Consider the following 19,369-nt stretch of genomic DNA (forward strand, 5'->3'; position numbering starts at 1 on the left):
CTTCACCAAGCCGCCAATAATTCCTTGATGGCCGTCAGCGTACGCTCGGTGGCGCCCCGGTTGCTGCCGGCAAAAGCGTCGGCAGCCCGGCGCGCGGCCTGCAATGGGGCAGCGTTGCCAACCAGTATTGATACCGCGTCCAGCGCCTGTGCCATATTCTCGACCCGCACCGCCGCACCGCTGGCCGCCGCCAGCTCGGCCGCCTCGACAAAGTTGAAGGTGTGCGGCCCCATCACCACCGGACAACCACAGGCTGCCGCTTCGATCAGGTTTTGCCCGCCCAGCGGCTCAAAACTGCCGCCCAGCAAGGCGACGTCGGCCAGCCCGTAGTAGAGCGCCATCTCGCCCAGCGAGTCACCGAGCCAGATGCAGCGCCGCCGCTCGCCGGCGCCTGGCATGGCGGGTGGTGCGTCGCGCCAGAGGCTGCGGCGCGAGAGCGCAAAACCGTGCTGCGCTATCAGCGCCGCGACCTCGTCAAAGCGTTGAGGGTGGCGCGGCACGATCAGCCACTGAACCTCACTGGCCACTGAACGGCTCTCGCCCTGACCCGGGCCACTTGCTGCCGACAGGAGTCGCAACAGGGCAGCTTCTTCACCCTCACGCGAACTGGCAAACATGACGACCGGGCGCCCTGCCCTCTGGCGCCAGGCCCGGCCACGGGCCAGCAGCTCAGCATCCGGCGCGGCGTCGAATTTGAGGTTGCCAAAAACCCCTTGCACCTTGGCCCCCAGCGCGCTCAGGCGCAGCGCGTCATCCGGCGTTTGTGCCCACACGGCAGTCAGGCCGCGGTAGGCCGGCGCCGCCAGCCAGGCCAGGCGGCGCGCCTTGCGCATCGACTGCTCGCTCAGGCGCGCATTGGCCAGCACCAGCGGCAGCGCGGAGCGGGCGCAGGCAGCGACCAGATTGGGCCAGATCTCGGTTTCCATCAGGATGCCGATGCGCGGCTTGAAATGATCCAGAAAACGCGCCACCACAACCGGCGTGTCCCACGGCTGCCAGGTCTGAATGTCACCCGCTTGCAGCAGCTTGGCGCCCTCCGCGCGGCCGGTGGCCGTGCCATGCGTGAGCAATAGACGCATGCCCGGCAAGCGCTGGCGCAAACCCGCCACCAGCAGCGCGGCAGCGCGTGTTTCACCGAGCGACACGGCATGCAGCCAGACCACCTGGCCGGCCGCCGCCGGAGGCTTGTCGCCGTAGTGCCCAAAGCGTTCTTCCATGGCCTCCAGGTAACCCGGTTCCCGCTGACCGCGGCGTGCCAGCTTGCGCCGCAGCCAGGGCTGCGCCAGCCACATCAGAAAGGTGTAAAGCCGACGCGTCATGGCTTGACGGCTTCGCCGGAGACCGCCAGCCAGGCCTGCCAGACGGCGTCCAGCGACGGCGTTGGCCGGGCAAACACGCTGCACTGGCGCTGCATCTGCTGCGGGCCGGTACGCCAGGCGGTGTCGAAGTTGTAGATCTGCACATGCGGCAAATCCAGCGCCACCGCCAGGTGGCTCAAGCCGCTGTCCACGCCGACCACCCCGGCGCAGCCGGCCAGCGCGTCGGTCAAAGCATCCAGCGCCAGCCGCGGCCACACCGTGGCATGGGCCAGAGCGCCGGCAATTTCCTGCGCCTGGCGCAGTTCCTCGTCATTGCCATGCGGCAAGGCCACGGCATAGCCCTGCTGATTCAGGCGCTGCCCCAAAACCTGCCAGTTGGCGAGCGGCCACAACTTGTCGGCGCGCGAACTGCCGTGCACCAGCGCCACCAGCGCCCTGCCGCGGACAGCCCGGGATGCTTCTGCCGCCTGGCTGACTTTGGCCCGCATCCCATAGGACAGCTGTTCCGGCACCGGGTAGCCCAGTGCCAGCGCGCACAGTTGACGGGACCGGGTCACCGCGTGAATATGCGTCGGCAGCGTGATGGCCACATCAGCGACCCAGCGCGCCGGCGCTTCAAAGCTGGAACCCTCGGTCTGGTTGGCCAGGCCAAGACGCCGGCCCTGCGGCGCCCGCCGCGCCAGCAGCGAAATCAGCGCCGATTTGGTCAACCCCTGCAAGTCGATCACGGCGTCGTAACGCTGCTGCTGCAGCTCGGCTTTGAAGCTGCGCCAGGCCTCTCGCGTGGCGCTTGATAAGGGCGACTTGCGCCAACGCCGCAGTTCGCACTCAATGACCCTATGAACACCCTCGCAGCGGCGCAGCAGGGCGGCAAAACCACGCTCCACCACCCAGTCGATTTGCGCCTCCGGCCAGACCCGGTGAAGGTCCTGCACGGCCGGCATGGCATGCACCACATCGCCAAGCGAGGAGAGCTTGACGATCAGGATTTTCAAGACGGCGCCCCCACGCAGGCATGCGCGCCTTGCGACGGCCCGGCGTCGCTCAATGCGCCGCCTCGTCAATCTGGGCACCGGGCTTGACGCTGCGCAGCAAGGCCAGCATGGCGGCTTCAATACGCTGCAAGGCTTCCGGCGTATGACCTTCAAAACGCAGCACCAGCACCGGCGTCGTGTTGGAGGCGCGTATCAGCCCAAAACCATCGGGCCAGTCGACGCGTAAACCGTCAATCGGATTGACCACCGCCGGAGCGGCGAAGTTGGCGGCGGCCAGCAGTTGCTCGACCAGCGCGTGGGGCTCGCCCTCGGCACATCGGACGTTCAACTCGGGCGTCGAAAAGCTGCTGGGCAAGGCGTTCAGCACGGCGCTTGCGTCCGGCGCACGACTCACGATTTCCAGCAGCCGGCAAGCGGCATAAGTGCCATCGTCAAAACCGAACCAGCGCTCCTTGAAAAAGATGTGGCCACTCATCTCGCCACCCAGCGGCGAATCGATCTCTTTCATCTTGGCCTTGATCAGCGAGTGCCCGGTCTTGTACATCAGCGGCTTGCCACCGGCGGCCACAATGGCCGGGGCCAGTCGCTGCGAGCACTTGACGTCGAACAAAATGGTGCCGCCCGGCACACGGCTCAAGACATCTTGCGCAAACAACATGATCTGCCGATCGGGGTAGATGTTGTTGCCCTCCTTGGTGATGATGCCCAGCCGGTCGCCGTCACCGTCGAAGGCCAGGCCCAGTTCGGCGTCGCCCACTTTCAGCGCCGCGATCAGGTCGCGCAGATTCTCCGGCTTGCTGGGATCCGGGTGGTGATTCGGGAAATTGCCATCGACCTCGCTGTACAGTTCGCTGACCTGGCAGCCAATCGCGCGCAGAATGCCGGGGGCCGAGGCACCGGCCACACCGTTGCCGCAATCGACCACGATTTTCATCGGACGCGCCAGTTTGATGTCGCCCACGATGCGCTGGCGATAGGCCTCCAGCACATTCACGTCGCGCCCCTGCCCGCCGGCTTGCAGCAACCAGGATTCGCTCTCCATCATGCGCCGCAGGGACTGGATCTCCTCGCCGTAAATGGCGCGTCCGGCCAGCACCATCTTGAAGCCGTTGTAGTCCCTGGGGTTGTGGCTGCCGGTGACCTGGATGCCGCTGCGGCACAAGGTGCTGGCGGCAAAGTACAGCATCGGTGTCGTCGCCATGCCGATGTCGATCACCTCGATCCCGGCCGCCAGCAGGCCGCGTTTCAGGGCGGCACCCAGCACGGCACCGCTGAGGCGGCCGTCGCGGCCGATGGCAACACTCAGTTCGCCCTCACGCCGGGCCAGCGTGCCAAAGGCGCGGCCCAGCGCCTCGGCCACCGCTTCGTTGATGGTGCCGGGCACGATGCCGCGGATGTCGTAGGCCTTGAAGATGGAAGCTGATAACTGCATGAATCGGGTCCCCTGAAATAAATGTTCGCCTTCGATTGGCGCCTTGGATTGTAGGCGGCTGCCAGGCCCAGGGACAGGTCCGAAAACGGCTGGTTTTGGCTGCTCCGGCGCGTATCATCGAGGCCATGAAAACCCTCACGGCCGAGCCCCTGGACGACGCCTGCTACCTCGCCCTCAAGGCCAAGGACGCGCGTTTTGACGGCTGCTTTTTCACCGGTGTCACCTCCACCGGTATCTATTGCCGCCCGGTCTGCCGGGTGCGCACGCCCAAGCGCGAAAACTGCCGCTTTTTTACCCAGGCGGCGCAAGCCGAGCGGGCCGGCTTTCGGCCCTGCCTGCGCTGCCGCCCGGAACTGGCGCCACGCACCTCGAGCTGCAACCCCCTGGGCGAAAACCGGGTCTGGTCGACGCAAGATGCCTCCAGCATTCTGGCCGCTCAAGCGGCGCACCTGATAGACACGCCGGAGGCCTGGGGCCAGGCCACGCTCACCATGCAGCGGTTGGCCCGACGCCTGGGCGTCAGCGACCGCCACTTGCGGCGCATTTTCGAGGCCAGCTTCGGCGTCTCGCCACTGCAATACCTGCAAACCCGGCGCTTGTTGTGCGCCAAACAGCTCCTGACCGATACCCCCCTGGCGGTCACGCAAGTAGCGCAGTTGAGCGGCTTTGCCAGCGTGCGGCGTTTCAATGCGGCCTTTCTCCAGCACTACGCCTTGAGCCCCAGCCAGTTGCGCCGCGTCGGTGGTGGGCGCGGCACGGGCGCGTCGGAGCCGGGCATCGTCGTCCGATTGGCCTATCGCCCGCCCTACGACGTGGACGCCATGCTGCGTTTTTTTGCCGCGCGCAGCATCGCTGGCGTTGAAGAGATTACATTGACATCGGCCAGGCCCGGTATCGGCAAAACCGTCAGCATTGACATCGGCAAACAGCGTTACCAGGGCTGGCTGCTGGCCCGCTTTGATGCCAGCGCCAGCCGGGTCGATCTGCGTGTCAGCGATTCGCTGCGCGACGCCCTGCCCTGGATCATGGCGCGGGTGCGGGCCATGCTGGACCTGGACGCCGATCCGCGCGCCATCAACAGCTTGCTGCACGCGCAGTTCCCGTTGGGCGACGGTTTGCGGCTGCCCGGAACGCTGGACGGCTTCGAGTTGGCCGTGCGCGCCGTGTTGGGCCAGCAGATCACGGTGGCGGCGGCGCGCACGCTGGCGGCCAGACTGGTGCAGCGCTTTGGCACACCGATCGAGACCCCGATCGCCGGCTTGAATCGGCTGTTCCCGAACGCCGCCACGCTGGCCGCTGCCAGCGCCGATGCGCTGGGCCAGTTGGGCATCGTCAAACAGCGCCAGGCCGCCATCCGGGCCATTGCCAACGCCGTGCTGGAGCAAAGCCTACAGTTGCACGCCGGTGCCGACGTCACAACCACCATCAACACCTTGAAGGAGATGCCTGGCATTGGCGACTGGACGGCCCAGTACATTGCCATGCGGGCGCTGCGCTGGCCTGACGCTTTTCCGGCCGGCGACGTCGCCCTGCATAAGGCGCTGGGACTGCAAGACAGCAAGAATCCGGTCAGAGAAGCACAGTTGGCGTCGCAAGCCTGGCAACCCTGGCGCAGTTATGCGGTGATCCGCGCCTGGGCCAGCCTGCCAGCAACGGTGCCGGCCGGCAAGACCGGCACCAGCACCCACCGATAGACGTTTGCTCATCAACACTGCACCGCTACTGCGAAGGTGATTACCATGAAATTTCCAGCCTCCACCGTCCAGACCAGTTTTGACAGCCCGCTGGGACGCATCATCCTGGCCGCCGCCGAAGACAAACTGGTGGGCATCTGGTTTGACGGCCAACGCCACCAGCCCGACACCCGCCTTTGGACCCGCGTTCGCGAGCACCTGGTGCTGCAACTGGCCCAGCACCAGTTGAGCGATTACCTTGCTGGTCGGCGCAGCACCTTTGAGTTGCCGCTGGACTTGAGCCTTGGCACCCTGTTTCAGCAGCAGGTGTGGCGGGCGCTGCTGAAAATTCCACGGGGAGCGACCGCCAGCTATGGCGCAGTCAGCGCCGCCATCGGCAAACCCGCTGCCCTGCGCGCCGTCGGCGGCGCTGTCGGTCGCAATCCCTGGAGCATCGTCGTGCCCTGTCACCGCGTGATCGGCGCTGACGGTAGCCTGACCGGTTACGCCGGCGGGCTTGAACGCAAGACCGCCTTGTTGCAACTCGAGAGCCAGCCTTGACTACAGCACCTCCCAAAAAAACCTGGTTGGCCCGCTTTGTCCTGCTGGCGGCACTCTGGGGCTCCTCCTTTTTGTTCATGCGCATGGGGGCGCAGGAGTTTGGCGCCCTGCCGACGGCCGGGCTGCGGGTGGCCATCGCGGCGCTCTTTCTGCTGCCCTTGCTGCTAGTGCGAAGCCTGGGGCCGCAACTGGTTCAGCACTGGAAAAAGATCCTTTTCATCGGCGTGTTCAATTCGGCCCTGCCGTTCGCCTGCTTCAGCTTCGCGCTGCTGTCGATCAGCACCGGCTTGTCCGCCATCCTGAACGCCACGGTGCCCCTGTTCGGCGCGCTGGTGGCCTGGGCCTGGCTGAAAGACCGGCCCAGCGGGTCGCGCATCGTTGGTCTGGTGCTGGGCTTTGTCGGCGTTGCGCTGCTGGCCTGGGACAAAGCCAGCTTCAAACCCGACGCTGCCGGCTTGTCCAGCGGCTGGGCGGTACTGGCCTGTCTGCTGGCCTGCCTGAGTTACGGCATCTCGGCCAGCTACACCAAGCGCTACCTGGGCGGCTTGCCGTCCCTGGTCACCGCCACTGGCAGCCAATTGGGCGCCACCCTGGCGCTGGCCCTGCCCACCTGGTGGCTGTGGCCGCAACACACGCCCAGCGGCAGCGCCTGGCTGGCCCTGCTGGCGCTGGGTGTGCTGTGCACCGGCCTGGCCTATATCCTGTTTTTCTGGCTGATTGAAAACGTCGGCCCGGCGCGCTCGCTGACAGTGACTTTTGTGGTACCGGTATTTGCCCTGATTTACGGCGCCGTCTTTTTGCATGAGACGGTCTCCGGCTGGACGCTGTTGTGCGCCGCCATCATCGTTTGCGGCACCGCACTGTCAGCCAATCTGATCCGACTGCGGCGCTGACGCCGCAGCACCTGCCGCCTCCATCAGCCTGAGTGGCCGCCAGCGCGGCACCGACCTTAACGGCGATCGGGCCTTGACCGTCCGCTCTGTTGCGATTTGTCAAGCGCACGCTGTTGCGCCAAACTTAGCATGTGCGTCGGTGGTACATGAAAGAGTCAGGCATGAAACCCAAACAACTCGTCTTTCACGACGCGGCACGGGAAAAAATCCGGCGTGGCGTGGACGCACTGGCCGAGGCGGTCAAGGTCACCTTGGGGCCACGCGGGCGGACCGTGATTCTGGAGCGCGACTTCGGCCCGCCCCAGATCGTGAACTCGGGCGTGCTGGTTGCCAAGGCGGTGGAACTGGAAGACCGCTTCGAGAACATGGGCGCCCAGTTGCTGCGCGAAGTGGCGGCCCGCACCAGCGAGATGGCGGGCGACGGCACCACCACCGCCACGGTGCTGGCGCACGGCATGATTCAGGAGGGTTTGCGCTATCTGGCCGGCGGCATGAATCCGATGGATCTCAAGCGCGGGATCGAGTTGGCGATCGACAGCGTGGTGGCGGAACTCAAGAGAATGGCCAAGCCCTGCGCCAGCTCGCAGGAAATTGCGCACGTGGCGGCCATCTCGGCCAACAACGACCGTTCCATCGGCGACTTGCTGGCCAGCGCCATCGACAAGGTCGGGCGCGAGGGTGCCATCTCGATCGAAGACGGCTCCGGTCTGGTCAGCGTACTCGAAGTAGTGGAAGGCATGCAGTTCGACCGCGGCTTTCTGTCGCCCTATTTCATCAACAATGCCGAGCGCCAAAGCGCGGTGCTGGAAGACGTGGCGATTTTGCTGTGTGAAGGCCGCTTGTCCTCCTTGAAGGATTTGCTGCCGCTGCTGGAGGAAATCGTGAAGGCCGGCCGGCCGCTGCTGGTGATCGCCGAGGAGGTCGACAACGACTCGCTAGCGGCGCTGGTCATCAACACGATTCGCGGCACCTTGAAGACCTGCGCCGTCAAGGCCCCGGGATTCGGCGATCGACGCAAAGCCATGGTGCAGGACATTGCCGTGCTGACCGGCGGCACGGTGGTCAGCGATGAGGTCGGTCTGCCGCTGGCCAAGGTCAAGCTGTCCGATCTGGGGCGTGCCACGCGCGCCGAGATCGGCAAGGAAAGCACCACGCTGATCGGTGGCGCCGGCCAGCCGAAATCGATCCAGGAGCGCATTGCCACCATCCGCAAGGAACGCGAACTCGCCAGCAGCGACTACGACCGCGAGAAGCTCGACGAGCGCGCCGCCAAATTGTCGGGCGGCGTGGCCCTGATCAAGGTCGGCGCGGCGACCGAAACCGAACTCAAGGAGCGCAAGCTGCGGGTCGAGGACGCCCTGCACGCCACCCGTGCCGCCATCGAGGAAGGGATCGTGCCCGGTGGCGGCGTCGCCCTGTTGCGAGCCCGTCGTGTGCTGGCCGGATTGACCGGCAGTACGCTCGACGAGACGTCCGGCATCCGGCTGGTGGCGCGTGCGCTGGAAGAGCCGCTGCGGCGCATCGTCAGCAACGCCGGCGACGAGCCGTCGGTGATTCTGAACCGGGTCGACGAATCGATGGACCCGGCCTTTGGCTACAACGCCGCCACGCGGGTCTATGGCGACCTGTTGCAGATGGGGGTGATAGACCCGGCCAAGGTGACCCGGCTGGCCTTGCAGAACGCGGCCTCCATCGCCAGCCTGATCCTGACCACCGACTGCATGATTGCGAGCGCTCCCCTGCCGTCCGGCAGCGAGGCTACGCCGGGTCCGCAGGACGGCGCCCCCATGTTCTAACCCCCACGAGTCAAGAGGAACAAGATGGACAAAACCTGGATTGTGGTCGCCAACGCGCGACGGGCACGCTGCTTTGAGCGGCATGCGGGTGATTTCACGCTTACCGAGTTGGCCGATTTCATTGGCCCCCAGACCACGCTCACCAGCGTGGCCAGCGGCGGCGACCTGACCGGAGCCGCCGGCAAAGGCCATGGCCGCACCGGGCACGCAGGCACCCAGTTTGAACCGCACACCGAAGTCCATGCCAAGGATCGTCACAGCTTTGCCCGACAACTGGCAGACTATCTCAACCGCGCTGTCGCCGAACGGCAATGCAAGGCCCTGGTCCTGATTGCCAGCAGCGCCATGTTGGGCGAGTTAAGGCCTTGCTTGAGTCACGCGGCGGAACAGTTACTGCGCCGTTGCGTTACCAGCGATCTGACCCGCTACCAGAACGCGGAGTTGAAGGAGCGCGTCAATCTGGCACTGCAGTTGCCCGACTAAGGCCTGCGACGCCGGTGCCGGCTCAGGGCTCGACGGCGTATTCACCCATGAGTTTTTCCGCCCGGGCAATATCTTCCGGCGTCGGACGGTCCACCATGATCGGTATCTGGGCCAGCGTCAGAACCTTGAGCGCGACGCTGCCGAGAAAGACCCTGGACAAACCGCTGCGTCCGTGCGAGCCCATGAAGATCATGCTGCAGTTCTCATGTTTCGCCGCCTCCACGATGGCCTGCGCGGCACCGGGGTTGAATTCGATGCGCTTGCTGACCGTCACTGCGTGCAACGCCCCGGCATCCGCCACCAGGTCAAGGTAGCGCTCGGCGACGGCGCGGCATTGCGACTGGTAATCGGCCTCGGACGGGTACTCGAAAGGTATGCCGTCGACATAGACCGGGTAGCGGTAAACCGGGATCGAATGAAAAGCCACCACGTCCATTTTCAGGCGCTGGGCGAATTCGACGGCCTTGATTGCGGCGGCGATCGACAGGGCCGAGCCGTCGGTCGGAACCAGCATGGTCTCCGCCCTGGCCTCACTCCTGTGCAGTGCCACCACATTGTCGGTAGCCACGGCCCTCAACTCCCAAAATCACGCAGCGCGGCTTGCGAAAGAATCTTGATTTCACGGCGCTCGACCGCGATGATGCCGTGACGGCTCAGTGAAGACAAGGCCCGGCTGACCGTCTCCAGGGTCACGTTGAGGTAATTGCCGATATCGCGCCGGGTCATCGGCAAAATGAACTGGTTGGGAGAGCAACCCTGGGCCGCAAAACGTTCCGACTGGACGCGCAGAAAACGCGCCACCCGCACTTCGGACTTGGGCGAATAGGTCAGGGTGCCAACCGTCTGTTCCTGAAAGATCTCGCGGCTGATGGCCCAATAAGCCACCCGTTCCAGGTCCAGGCCCGAGTGTTCCGGCGAAAACAGGGTCTCCGACGGTATTCTGATCAGGTCGCAATCGGTCAGGGCGACCACCTCGCTCAAGTACCGGCCCCGGCAAATGCCGTCGGAACCCAGCAAGTCCCCCTTCATGGGAAAAGCCACCACATGCTCAACGCCGTCAACATCGGTCAGCGAAGTTTTCAGGGCCCCGAGCCGAACCACATAAAGCCCCTGAAATGACTGGCCCATGCTCAAGGCCGACTGACCGGCCTTGAGGCGACGCCGCCGGAACAGGCTGGCGTTCACCTCCTGCACCTGACCATCGAAATTCAGCAAGCTCAAGACTTCGGAAAAATCCGACCAGCGCTCGTCGCGTTCCAGCTTGAGTGCCGGTTGACCAAAAGACGGATGCCAACGGGCAGAGGCCGACGCTGTTTGAACGTTCATCATCATGGTGTGCTCACCTTGTCGGATGCCGCGCCCGACGGGCGCCCAAGCAGACCCGCGCAAACAACTTTACGTCGCCCCTGCCGCGTCGTCTGTAGGAACAGCATGACGCCTCTTGTAGGACAACAGCAACAAGTCGCACAAAACTTCAGCCGGGTGCCGGCCGCGGCTGGTGGTGCTGCGGGCCGGCCGGCGCTGCTAATCTGATACCCTCGGGTGGATGTCTTTTGAATACCTTTCACCGCCATGCCGTCGGGCCTGACCGTCCTGGTTCTGTCGCTGCTGCTGGGCCTGCAGCCGATCACCACCGACCTGTACCTGCCGGCGCTGCCGGCTCTCACCGAGGGCTTTGCCGCGCCCATGGCGCAAGCGCAATTGACGCTGACCGCCCTGCTGCTGGCTTTCGGTCTGTCGCAGCTGATCTGGGGCCCGCTGTCCGACCGTTTTGGCCGGCGCCCGATCCTGCTGGTGGGCATGGGCGCTTATGTGCTGGCGTCGATTGCCAGCACACTGTCGCCCAGCATGCAGATGCTGATCGTGTGGCGCACCGTGCAGGGCGCCGCCATGGGTGCCGGCGTGATGTGCGCCCGTGCCATCGTGCGCGACCTCTACACACCGGCGCAGGGGGCGCGCGTCATGTCCAAGGCCTTGAGCGGTCTTGGCGTCATTGCCTGCCTGAGTCCGCCGCTGGGCGGCCTGTTGTCGGCCTGGTTCAACTGGCGTCTGGCGCTGCTCACGCTGGCCTGTTTTGGCGCCGTCACCCTGGGCCTGATAGCGCTGCGCTTTACCGAGACCGTGTCGAAGAAAAACCCCGACGCGCTGCAACCGGCGGCCTTGGCCCGGACCTGGCTGGCGATTCTGCGCAACCCTACGTTTGTCGCGTTCTCGGCGCTCTCCAGCGCGTCCTATGGCGGGCTGTTCACCTTTCTGGCGGCGTCCTCGTTTGTCTTCATCAAGGTGCTGGGCTGGAGCACCAGCCAATACGGCCTGCTGATGTTCTCCAATGCCCTGGCCTACCTGCTGGGCACTTTCCTGTGCCGCCACTGGCTGGCGCGTTTTGGCGTGCGCCGCGCCGTCGCCCTGGCCGGCGGACTGTCGCTGGCCGGCGGCACCTTGATGGGGACGCTGGCCATGTTCAATGTGCACAACGGCTGGGCTATCATGCTGCCGCAGTATCTGTTCATGCTGGGCCACGGCGTGCACCAGCCGTGCAGCCAGAGCGGCGCCGTTGGCCCCTTTCCGCAGGCCGCCGGCGCGGCCTCGGCGCTGAACGGATTTTTAATGATGCTGGCCGCCTTCCTCGTCGGCAACTGGCTCGGCACGCACATGGACGGCACGGTATTCCCACTGGTCTACGGGGTCTGGTTCTGGAGCGTGCTGATTGCCCTGGCAGCCTGGACGCTGGTGCAAAAACAGGGGCGGCCGGATGCGCAGTGAAGTTCGCGACGATGCAGCCATGCGGGACAGTTTCACCGCCGGGCCGCCCCAAGGTGAAACAGCCCCCTCGGGGGGCAGCGCAGCACACAAAGTGGCAAGCGTGGGGGCCTACATCGCTTTGGCCGGACCGACCGCCTCCGGCAAGACCGCGGCCGCGCTGGCGATTGCCCGGCAGCATGACTGCGAAATCATCAGCGTCGACTCGGCACTGGTTTATCGCGGCATGGACATTGGCAGCGCCAAACCTTGCGCCGCCGAGCTGGCGGCGGTGCCGCACCACCTGATCAACATCCGTGATCCGCTGCAAGCCTACAGCGCCGCTGAATTTGTCACCGATGCCAAAAACCTGATCGCCGATATCACGGCGCGCGGCAAGCTGGCGCTGCTGGTGGGTGGCACCATGCTGTACTTCAAGGCGCTGCGCGACGGACTCGATGCCATGCCCAAAGCCGACCCGGCGATTCGCGCGGCACTGGAACAGGAAGCCCGGCAGCAAGGTTGGCCGGCCCTGCACGCCGCACTCGCCCGGGTGGACCCGGCAACGGCGGCGCGCCTGCACCCGGCCGATGCGCAACGCATCGCCCGGGCGCTGGAAGTCTTTCGGCTGACCGGTCAGCCGCTTTCCTCTTTTCAGCGCACCCGACAGGCCATGCCAGAGACCTGCGCCAAGACCGACCCGAACTGGCTGATTGCGCTGGAGCCGTCCCAGCGCAGCTGGCTGCATGAGCGCATCGCGCAGCGCTTCGACAGCATGCTGGCCAATGGTTTTCTGGATGAGGTCAAGGTCTTGCGTGCGCGCGGCGACCTGCATGCCGATCTGCCGGCCATGCGCTGCGTCGGCTACCGGCAGGCCTGGCAAGCGCTAGCTGAACAGTGGCCAGTAAGTGAGTTGCGCGACAAGGGCATCTTCGCCACGCGCCAGCTGGCCAAACGCCAACTGACCTGGCTGCGCGCCATGCCCGAGCGCCGCGTCGTCGTCTGCGACGCGCCCGACGCGCTGGCGCAGGCGCTCAGGCTGGTGCAGGCTTTTGTCGAAGGCCGGTCATGAGTCTGGTCATTACCGATTTGAGCAAGCACTACGGCGACGTGCCGGTGTTCCGCCAGGTGTCCCTGGAGGTGGCCGACGGCGAATTCGTCGCCATCGTGGGCGACTCCGGCGTCGGCAAATCGACCCTGCTCAACTGCATGGCGGGCCTGGACGACTGGGACAGCGGCACGGTGCTGCTCGATGGGCTCGACCTGGGCCGCCTGAACGACGAGCAAAAAGCCCGTCTGCGGCGGGAAAAAACGGGCTTTGTGTTCCAGGCTTTCCATGTGCTGCCGCACCTCGACGTGGCGCAGAATGTGGCACTGCCACTGCTGCTGTTGAAGCAGCCCAATGCGGCCCGGGTGCAAGCCATGCTGGATGCCGTCGGCCTGGGCGACTTGGGCCGGCGCCTGCCGCAGCAACTCAGCGGCGGGCAGTTGCAGCGGGTCGCGATTGCGCGTGCCCTGGTGCACCGCCCCAGCCTGCTGCTGGCCGACGAGCCGACCGGCAACCTCGATCCCGGCACCGCCGCCCTGGTGATGGACGCGCTGATTACGCAGACCCGCCAGCACGGCGCCTCGCTGGTGCTGGTAACCCATTCGCAAGCCGCCGCGGCAAGGGCCGATCGGATCCTCAAGTTGCGCGCGGATGGGGTTTACTGAACCTGGAATTCCGTCAGGGTCCCGACTTGCCGCTGAAGCTGAAGGCGTTCTCGGAAAAAAGCTTGACGCAAACATCCACCACCGCCGGGTCATAAAATTTGCCGCGCTTGTCCTGCAACTCCTGCAAGGCGGCTTCGATACCCAATGCGGGCCGGTATGGGCGGTGCGAGGAAATCGCTTCCACCACGTCCGCCACCGCGATGATCCTGGCTTCCAGCAGAATCTGATCGCCCTTGAGGCCGGCCGGATAGCCGCTGCCATCGACATGCTCGTGGTGCTGCAACACCGTTTGGGCGATCGGCCAGAGGAAGTCCACGTTCTTCAGAATCTCGTAGCCGGCTTCCGGGTGCGTCTTGATCATTTCGTATTCGATTTTGGTGAGCTTGCCCGGTTTGCTCAAAATCTCCGCCGGGATATGAATCTTGCCGAGGTCATGCACGATGCCGGCCAGATGCAGGCCGTAGACCTTTTGCTCCGGCAGTCCCATGGCGCGCCCGATCGTCACCGCCAGTTCGGCCACCCGCTGCTGATGGCCGGTGGTGTAGGGGTCGCGCATTTCGACCATGCTGGCAACCGCGCTGATGGTCGACTCCATGCTTTCCTGCAAGCGGGCCACGCTTTGTTCCTGGGCCACATGGGTGCGCAAGGCACTGATGCCGTAGGCCAGATCGTCCGCCACTTCGGTGATCAGCTTGACTTCCTCGGCGCGGAAGGCTTCCGGATCGGACGCATAAATCGTCAGGGCGCCCAGTATTTCGGTTTCGCGGCGTAGCGGCAGGGCGATGATGGAACGGTAGCCGCGCTTCACCGATTCTTCATGCCAAGGCGTCCAGGCCGATTCGTCGGCCGAATGTTGAAGAATCTGCGTGGTTCCGGTTCTGATCGCGCTGCCCCAGGGGCTGTGGCCGCGCTCGGTATCGGCCCAGCTGCTTTCAAGTCCGTCCACGTAACCTTCCTCAAAACCGTAACGCGCCATCGGCCGGACGGCATTGGCGTCGTCAGGCTGCGTGAAACCGACCCAGGCGAAGCGGTAGCCGCCCACATCCACCAGCACGTGACACATTTCTTCCATCAAGGCAATTTCGTTGACCGCATGGACCAGCGCCAGATTGCAGCTGGAGCGCGTCCTGAGCGTGCGGTTGACGGTCCTCAGCTCGCGTTCGGCCTTTTTGATTTCGGTGACATCGTGAGAAACCGCCGATATGCCCACCAGTTCCCCGCGCTCGTTCCTGATCGGCGAAAAGGCCAGTGAAACGTCGATCAAACTCCGGTCCTTTCGGACCCGGGTCGTTTCAAACCGTGGTACTTCCTCACCCAGTTTGATCTTCTCGATCACATCGTGGATTTCCTGCTGGCGGTCGGCCGGAACCAGCAGGTTGGCCGCCTGCCCTATCATCTCGACGGCGGTATAGCCATAGACGTTCTGGGCACCCAGATTCCAGCTGGTCACCAAGGCCTTCAAATCGGAGCCAACGATAGCGACCACCGAGGATTCGACGATGGCGGCAAGCTGGCTGCGTGCCGCCTCGGCCAACTCGCGCTCGGTCGTGTCGCGCAGGATGCCCACGGCGTTCCAGCGCTGGTTCAACTGGAGTGCGGAGACCGACAGGGAGACCGGGAATTCGCTGCCATCCTTGCGCAGGGCGGTCAATTCGGTGGTTCTGCCGATGAACGGGCCGCCACCGGTCAAGCGAAATTTGGAGAGGGCTTCCTGATAGGCAGCGCGATAACGCTGCGGCACCAGCACCGCAACGAAGTCCCGGCCCAGCACCTCCTCGGCGCCATAGCCGAACAGGCGCACCGCCGCCGGGTTCCAGTAAGTCAATTCGCGTTGGTCGTCGATCATGACGACGGCATCCTGCGCCGCGTTGGCGATGCCATGGAATCTTTCCTCGCTTTGCCGGATCTCCTCAAACTGGCTCTGGACTTTCCCCGACAACACTTCCGTATAGCTCTTGTACTCCGAATTTCCCTGGGCCAGCTTCTCGATATAGCCGTCACGCACCAGACTGAAAAAATACATCAACCCCATGGTCATCAAGCCGGCACCAAAAATCCTGGATTCCGACAAAAAGATGAAACCGTCCTTCCAGGCCACCGTGGAACAGATCAGCAGCAGGTAGGTCGATGAAAAAATGGTCGCCCTTTTGATGTCCTGCCAGAAGTAGCAATAGACGATGGTCGGATAGAGCCAATAGACCGACATCAAACCATTCAGATAAACGGCAAGAAGAACGATGCCGGCCATGATGATCAGAACCCAGTTGGCCGGGAACAAGAATCTGTTCTTGTTTCTGATCCAGATCAACTGGAGCAGCACGACGACAGACCCGGCAAGATCGAGGGCAATGACGATGGAGGGCCCGGCGGCCCACAAGGAAATGGCGGAGAGAAGGGTTGCAACCAGGGCCAGCAGGCAACTTGACACCATCAGCTTTTTCTCAACTGCCTGGATGTCGGTCAATGCATCCAACCGAAAAAGTAATGCTTTCATGGCAAGCCCCTATTCCCGCACTTCTGAACCGCTGACCCGAGCCTGATCAATCTCCCGCCGCGCCCGCAATAGACGGGTGATCAGTCAAAGAGGCGAGGCAACGGACACCTCCAGCGCAAGCGGCCAAAACTCGGTGAATCGGGGTCGACTGGACCTCAATCCGGCAGTTGCGCCCAACCATCAGCGCGGGCCGCCGCAGCACGGCAAAAGTGCTGGCGGCGAGCACTGGCGCTTCAATCAATCGCCAAACGCTGGACGCCGGCGGCGGGCTGCTTCTTGGGCAATGTCAGGGTCAATACGCCCATGTCATACTTGGCCTTGGCCTGTGTCTGGTCGATGTCCGCCGGCAACTGGAAACTGCGCGACACGGCACCAAAGTAGCGCTCGCTGCGCAGCACTTTTTCATCCTTGGCGCTGCTGTCCTGCTGCTTCACTTCAGCCCGCAGTGTCACCACGTTGCCGTCCAGCGAAACCTGGATTTCGTCCTTGCTGACACCCGGTATTTCGGCCTGCACGGTGTAGCTGCCATTGCTCTCCTTGACATCGAGCTTGATCTGTGCCGGACTCGGCAAGGGATCGCCGTGCAGGGGTTTGATATAGAAACCGGGCGCTACATCGCGAAAAAAGTCGTCGAAAAGATTGCCGCGGTTGATCAGTGCGTTCATAGCCTCTCCTTTACCTACTTTGCCTGGATGACACCCCACGGCCCCGATGACCATGGGCTCCATGACCCTATATGGGGCCAGCTAGTGAGGCTCTCAAGAACCGACCGGAGAGGGCTTGATAAAAATCAATGGCGCCGCTGTTATGAACTTTTCCGCAAATTCTTAACGCGCGTACTCGTCGAGGCCAACGACACCGATTTTTTGCAGCCCGAGCTGCTGCGAAGCGCTCAACACCAGCGCCACCGTGTCGTATTTGGCATTGCGGTGCGGCCGGACATGGATTTCCGGCTGCTCGGGCAGTTGCGCGGCGGCTTGCAGTCGCTGGTTCAACTGGGTCGAATCTGCCAGTGGTTCGCCGTTCCACAACAGCTGGTTCTGCACCGTCACCTCGATTCGCACCACTACGGGTTCGCTACTCGCCGGGGGCTGCAGTCCGCCCGGCAGTTCCATGTTCACCGAATGCAACTGGATCGGAATGGTGATGATGAGCATCACCAGCAGCACCAGCAAGACATCGATCAGCGGCGTGATGTTCATGCCCGAACTGAATTCAGGCTCTCCCGGCTCCAGGGCGCCGTCAAAGTCAATCGCCATGGGGCGGCTCCGTGACAAAGCCAATGCGCGTGATGCCGGCCTGCTGGCAGGCATACAGGACCCGGGCCACGGCTTCGTAGTCGGCCCGGGCGTCGCCCCGGATATGCACCTCCGGTTGCGGCGTTTGACCGGCAATCTTGCGCAGCCTGTCGCGCAGACTTTGCTGATCCGTCAACCGGGCATCGAACCAGTAGCTGGCGCCAGCGGCGTCGACCGAGATCAGCACCGTCTCGGGCTGGCTTTGGCGCAACTGGTTGGCTTGGCGGGGCAGGCGCACCGCCACCGAGGTGTTGATGACCGGAATGGTGATCAGGAAAATGATCAGCAGCACCAGCATCACGTCGACCAGCGGCGTGGTGTTGATCTCGGACAGGTCGGCATCCTCGTCCAGCGTTTCCGGGTAGCTGATGGCCATGCTTCAGGCGCCCTTGCGGCTGCCGGCGCCGACCTGGGTCTTGTCGATTTCCACCAGCAGCTGCGTATGCAGCTCCGAGCCAAAACCCCTGACCGCATGCAGCGTCACCCGGTTGCGCCGCAGCAGCCAGTTGTAGCCCAGCACCGCCGGCACCGCCACGGCCAATCCCAGGGCCGTCATGATCAAGGCCTCGCCCACCGGGCCGGCCACTTTTTCGATCGAGGCCTGGCCCGAAACGCCAATCGTCACCAGCGCGTTGTAAATGCCCCAAACGGTACCGAAGAGACCGACAAACGGCGCCGTGGAGCCGACCGTGGCCAGTACCGACAAACCCTCCTGGCTGCGCATTTGCAGGGTCGCCACCGATTGCACGATGTCCTGGCTGAGCCAACTGCTGATATCCACCTGACGCGCCAGGCTGGGGTGGCGGCGCGCCGCCTCCAGCGCCGACACCGCCATGCCACGGAACACACTGCCATCGTCCAGCGCTTGCGCGCGCTGCGGCCAGGCATCGGCGCTGGCAAAAGCTTTCTTGGCGGCCAGCACCTGCGCGTTCAGACGCGCCTGTTCGAGGTACTTGGCGATGATGAAGTACCAACTCAGCAGGGACATGACGGCCAGAATCAACAGCGTCGACCGGGCCACCCAATCGCCCTGCGCCCACACCGCACGCAGGCCGTAGGGATTGCCGACCGGCTCGGTCTGCGGTGGCGTGATGGCCGGACTGGTGTTAGCTGCTACCACACTGCTGGTGGCCGACGCCGCCAGCGTCACCGGTGCCGGCGCCACGCTTGACTGCGCCCGCACCAGGCCTGCGCTGCCCAGCAGCAACGCGCATGAAAGCAGCCAGATCGGGGCTGCTCGCGCCGTGAGAAATTTTTTCAACATGATGCTTTCCTGGGCTCCTTGAGAAACGGGGTAAAAACGATTGACGGGTTCTCGATCGGCCATGGGGCTATTTGCACTTGTCCATGGCCACTGCGATGGGGATGGTTATCAGGCTGACCAAACTACCGCCGGCGTTCGGACCTATGCAATCGGGCTTTCCGGCGCCCGCGACACCTTCCGCCACTCGGTCACGGCGCTGGCCGCCGTTGAGTTGCTCGTTGGCCAGCTCGGACAGGCTGCGCTGGCGCGACGGGTTGTACATATTGGGATACAGGCCCGTTAGCGGCTTCGGCGCGCCGGATGCCGTTTGCGCCGCACCGGGTCCGGCCGGTGGCGTCGCTGCGGGCGCCCGTTCCACCGGTGTGATGGCCGCCGGCCGGGCCGGCGCGGCCGTTGGCACGGGTGCCGTGGAAGGAAGCGGGGCAGCCGTTGGCGTTGGTGCCGGTGCTGGTGCCGGAACAGACGCAGGCATCGGTGTCGGCGTCGGCTCCGGCATGGGTGTTGGCGCTGGTGCAGGCGCTGGTGTTGGCGCTGGAACTGGCACGGGCTCCGGCGGCGTTTCGATTGGCAGCACCGGCTCGGGCTTGGGCAGCACCGGCTCTGGTTTGGGCAACACGGGCTCGGGCTTGGGTGCTACCGGCAGCGGGACCGGCGGGGGCGTTTCTGGCAGCACGACTTGACGCACAACAGGCACCGGTGGCGGTGGCAA

At 64.4% G+C, this 19,369-nt stretch carries 19 protein-coding genes and 1 pseudogene; 9 read left to right on the plus strand and 11 right to left on the minus strand.

Translation table 11 applies throughout. The annotated features are described in order from the left end of the window. Positions 1–2: 2 nt before the first annotated feature. The 3 genes from PHS32_RS18120 to PHS32_RS18130 are packed head-to-tail and all read right to left on the minus strand — an operon-like array spanning position 3 to position 3,746. Entirely contained in the window at positions 3–1,319 is a 1,317-nt protein-coding gene (locus PHS32_RS18120) for a 3-deoxy-D-manno-octulosonic acid transferase (RefSeq protein ID WP_301080497.1), read from the minus strand. Further along, complete coding sequence (gene waaC / locus PHS32_RS18125; RefSeq protein ID WP_301080498.1) at positions 1,316–2,314, minus strand: lipopolysaccharide heptosyltransferase I; 999 nt, start codon at positions 2,312–2,314, stop codon at positions 1,316–1,318. Before waaC ends, PHS32_RS18120 begins: the two co-directional genes overlap by 4 nt. A gap of 49 nt (positions 2,315–2,363) precedes the next feature. Further along, entirely contained in the window at positions 2,364–3,746 is a 1,383-nt protein-coding gene (locus tag PHS32_RS18130; RefSeq protein ID WP_301080499.1) for a phosphomannomutase/phosphoglucomutase, read from the minus strand. 125 nt (positions 3,747–3,871) lie between these two features. Between PHS32_RS18130 and PHS32_RS18135 the strand changes: the two genes are divergently transcribed. The 5 genes from PHS32_RS18135 to PHS32_RS18155 all read left to right on the plus strand — a co-directional run bounded on the left by PHS32_RS18135 (position 3,872) and on the right by PHS32_RS18155 (position 9,152). Next, positions 3,872–5,440, plus strand: coding sequence for an AlkA N-terminal domain-containing protein (locus tag PHS32_RS18135; RefSeq protein WP_301080500.1), 1,569 nt, complete (start codon positions 3,872–3,874; stop codon positions 5,438–5,440). Positions 5,441–5,485: 45 nt separating this feature from the next. After that, on the plus strand, positions 5,486–5,980 hold the full coding sequence (locus tag PHS32_RS18140; RefSeq protein WP_301080501.1) for a methylated-DNA--[protein]-cysteine S-methyltransferase: 495 nt from the start codon (positions 5,486–5,488) through the stop codon (positions 5,978–5,980). Continuing rightward, positions 5,977–6,873: a DMT family transporter gene (locus tag PHS32_RS18145; protein WP_301080502.1), complete on the plus strand. Its 897-nt coding sequence runs from the start codon at positions 5,977–5,979 to the stop codon at positions 6,871–6,873. Before PHS32_RS18140 ends, PHS32_RS18145 begins: the two co-directional genes overlap by 4 nt. Before the next feature lie 161 nt (positions 6,874–7,034). Next, on the plus strand, positions 7,035–8,669 hold the full coding sequence (gene groL, locus PHS32_RS18150) for a chaperonin GroEL (RefSeq protein ID WP_301080503.1): 1,635 nt from the start codon (positions 7,035–7,037) through the stop codon (positions 8,667–8,669). 24 nt (positions 8,670–8,693) lie between these two features. Then, positions 8,694–9,152, plus strand: a complete 459-nt coding sequence (locus tag PHS32_RS18155) for a host attachment protein (RefSeq protein ID WP_301080504.1) — start codon at positions 8,694–8,696, stop codon at positions 9,150–9,152. Positions 9,153–9,174: 22 nt separating this feature from the next. Here the strand turns inward: PHS32_RS18155 and PHS32_RS18160 are convergent, their stop codons facing one another. After that, complete coding sequence (locus PHS32_RS18160) at positions 9,175–9,720, minus strand: universal stress protein (RefSeq protein ID WP_301080506.1); 546 nt, start codon at positions 9,718–9,720, stop codon at positions 9,175–9,177. Between the two features lie 5 nt (positions 9,721–9,725). Continuing rightward, a complete protein-coding gene (locus tag PHS32_RS18165; protein WP_301080507.1) occupies positions 9,726–10,484 on the minus strand; it encodes a helix-turn-helix domain-containing protein in 759 nt (252 codons plus the stop codon). Positions 10,485–10,724: 240 nt separating this feature from the next. Here PHS32_RS18165 and PHS32_RS18170 point away from each other — a divergent pair, with 240 nt between their 5' ends. The 3 genes from PHS32_RS18170 to PHS32_RS18180 are packed head-to-tail and all read left to right on the plus strand — an operon-like array spanning position 10,725 to position 13,604. Beyond that, positions 10,725–11,915, plus strand: coding sequence for a multidrug effflux MFS transporter (locus PHS32_RS18170; protein WP_301080508.1), 1,191 nt, complete (start codon positions 10,725–10,727; stop codon positions 11,913–11,915). Further along, the gene (gene miaA, locus PHS32_RS18175; RefSeq protein WP_301080509.1) at positions 11,905–12,963 is read left to right on the plus strand and encodes a tRNA (adenosine(37)-N6)-dimethylallyltransferase MiaA; all 1,059 of its coding nucleotides are present in this window, start codon (positions 11,905–11,907) and stop codon (positions 12,961–12,963) included. Before PHS32_RS18170 ends, miaA begins: the two co-directional genes overlap by 11 nt. After that, the gene (locus PHS32_RS18180) at positions 12,960–13,604 is read left to right on the plus strand and encodes an ABC transporter ATP-binding protein (protein WP_301080510.1); all 645 of its coding nucleotides are present in this window, start codon (positions 12,960–12,962) and stop codon (positions 13,602–13,604) included. Before miaA ends, PHS32_RS18180 begins: the two co-directional genes overlap by 4 nt. Positions 13,605–13,617: 13 nt before the next feature. On the opposite strand, the gene PHS32_RS18185 is transcribed toward PHS32_RS18180, so the two are convergent. The 6 genes from PHS32_RS18185 to PHS32_RS18210 all read right to left on the minus strand — a co-directional run bounded on the left by PHS32_RS18185 (position 13,618) and on the right by PHS32_RS18210 (position 19,060). Continuing rightward, positions 13,618–16,098 carry a PAS domain S-box protein gene (locus tag PHS32_RS18185; protein ID WP_301080511.1) on the minus strand — a complete coding sequence of 827 codons (2,481 nt, stop codon included), beginning with the start codon at positions 16,096–16,098 and terminating at the stop codon, positions 13,618–13,620. A gap of 233 nt (positions 16,099–16,331) precedes the next feature. Continuing rightward, positions 16,332–16,763 (minus strand): Hsp20/alpha crystallin family protein, encoded by a 432-nt coding sequence (locus PHS32_RS18190; RefSeq protein ID WP_301080512.1) that lies wholly within the window; start codon positions 16,761–16,763, stop codon positions 16,332–16,334. Positions 16,764–16,925: 162 nt separating this feature from the next. Further along, the gene (locus PHS32_RS18195; protein ID WP_301080513.1) at positions 16,926–17,357 is read right to left on the minus strand and encodes a biopolymer transporter ExbD; all 432 of its coding nucleotides are present in this window, start codon (positions 17,355–17,357) and stop codon (positions 16,926–16,928) included. Next, positions 17,347–17,772 carry a biopolymer transporter ExbD gene (locus PHS32_RS18200; protein ID WP_301080514.1) on the minus strand — a complete coding sequence of 142 codons (426 nt, stop codon included), beginning with the start codon at positions 17,770–17,772 and terminating at the stop codon, positions 17,347–17,349. Before PHS32_RS18200 ends, PHS32_RS18195 begins: the two co-directional genes overlap by 11 nt. Positions 17,773–17,775: 3 nt before the next feature. Next, positions 17,776–18,660 carry a MotA/TolQ/ExbB proton channel family protein gene (locus tag PHS32_RS18205; RefSeq protein ID WP_301080515.1) on the minus strand — a complete coding sequence of 295 codons (885 nt, stop codon included), beginning with the start codon at positions 18,658–18,660 and terminating at the stop codon, positions 17,776–17,778. A gap of 67 nt (positions 18,661–18,727) precedes the next feature. Continuing rightward, positions 18,728–19,060, minus strand: coding sequence for a hypothetical protein (locus PHS32_RS18210; RefSeq protein ID WP_301080516.1), 333 nt, complete (start codon positions 19,058–19,060; stop codon positions 18,728–18,730). On the opposite strand from PHS32_RS18210, the pseudogene PHS32_RS18215 reads away from it, so the two are divergent. After that, positions 19,054–19,369 (plus strand): annotated as a pseudogene (locus PHS32_RS18215) (hypothetical protein); the annotation flags it as partial. The gene PHS32_RS18210 and the pseudogene PHS32_RS18215 sit on opposite strands and share 7 nt — an antisense overlap.

The sequence above is a fragment of the Rhodoferax sp. genome, assembly GCF_028714215.1.
Lineage (GTDB): Bacteria > Pseudomonadota > Gammaproteobacteria > Burkholderiales > Burkholderiaceae_C > Rhodoferax.

Coding starts and splice junctions, on each gene's coding strand:
- PHS32_RS18120 (WP_301080497.1), bottom strand. CDS start 1,319: ATGACGCGTCGGCTTTACACCTTTCTGATGTGGCTGGCGCAGCCCTGG.
- groL (WP_301080503.1), top strand. CDS start 7,035: ATGAAACCCAAACAACTCGTCTTTCACGACGCGGCACGGGAAAAAATC.
- PHS32_RS18130 (WP_301080499.1), bottom strand. CDS start 3,746: ATGCAGTTATCAGCTTCCATCTTCAAGGCCTACGACATCCGCGGCATC.
- PHS32_RS18155 (WP_301080504.1), top strand. CDS start 8,694: ATGGACAAAACCTGGATTGTGGTCGCCAACGCGCGACGGGCACGCTGC.
- miaA (WP_301080509.1), top strand. CDS start 11,905: ATGCGCAGTGAAGTTCGCGACGATGCAGCCATGCGGGACAGTTTCACC.
- PHS32_RS18135 (WP_301080500.1), top strand. CDS start 3,872: ATGAAAACCCTCACGGCCGAGCCCCTGGACGACGCCTGCTACCTCGCC.
- PHS32_RS18170 (WP_301080508.1), top strand. CDS start 10,725: ATGCCGTCGGGCCTGACCGTCCTGGTTCTGTCGCTGCTGCTGGGCCTG.
- PHS32_RS18195 (WP_301080513.1), bottom strand. CDS start 17,357: ATGGCGATTGACTTTGACGGCGCCCTGGAGCCGGGAGAGCCTGAATTC.
- PHS32_RS18205 (WP_301080515.1), bottom strand. CDS start 18,660: ATGTTGAAAAAATTTCTCACGGCGCGAGCAGCCCCGATCTGGCTGCTT.
- PHS32_RS18190 (WP_301080512.1), bottom strand. CDS start 16,763: ATGAACGCACTGATCAACCGCGGCAATCTTTTCGACGACTTTTTTCGC.
- PHS32_RS18165 (WP_301080507.1), bottom strand. CDS start 10,484: ATGATGATGAACGTTCAAACAGCGTCGGCCTCTGCCCGTTGGCATCCG.
- PHS32_RS18140 (WP_301080501.1), top strand. CDS start 5,486: ATGAAATTTCCAGCCTCCACCGTCCAGACCAGTTTTGACAGCCCGCTG.
- PHS32_RS18185 (WP_301080511.1), bottom strand. CDS start 16,098: ATGAAAGCATTACTTTTTCGGTTGGATGCATTGACCGACATCCAGGCA.
- PHS32_RS18200 (WP_301080514.1), bottom strand. CDS start 17,772: ATGGCCATCAGCTACCCGGAAACGCTGGACGAGGATGCCGACCTGTCC.
- PHS32_RS18180 (WP_301080510.1), top strand. CDS start 12,960: ATGAGTCTGGTCATTACCGATTTGAGCAAGCACTACGGCGACGTGCCG.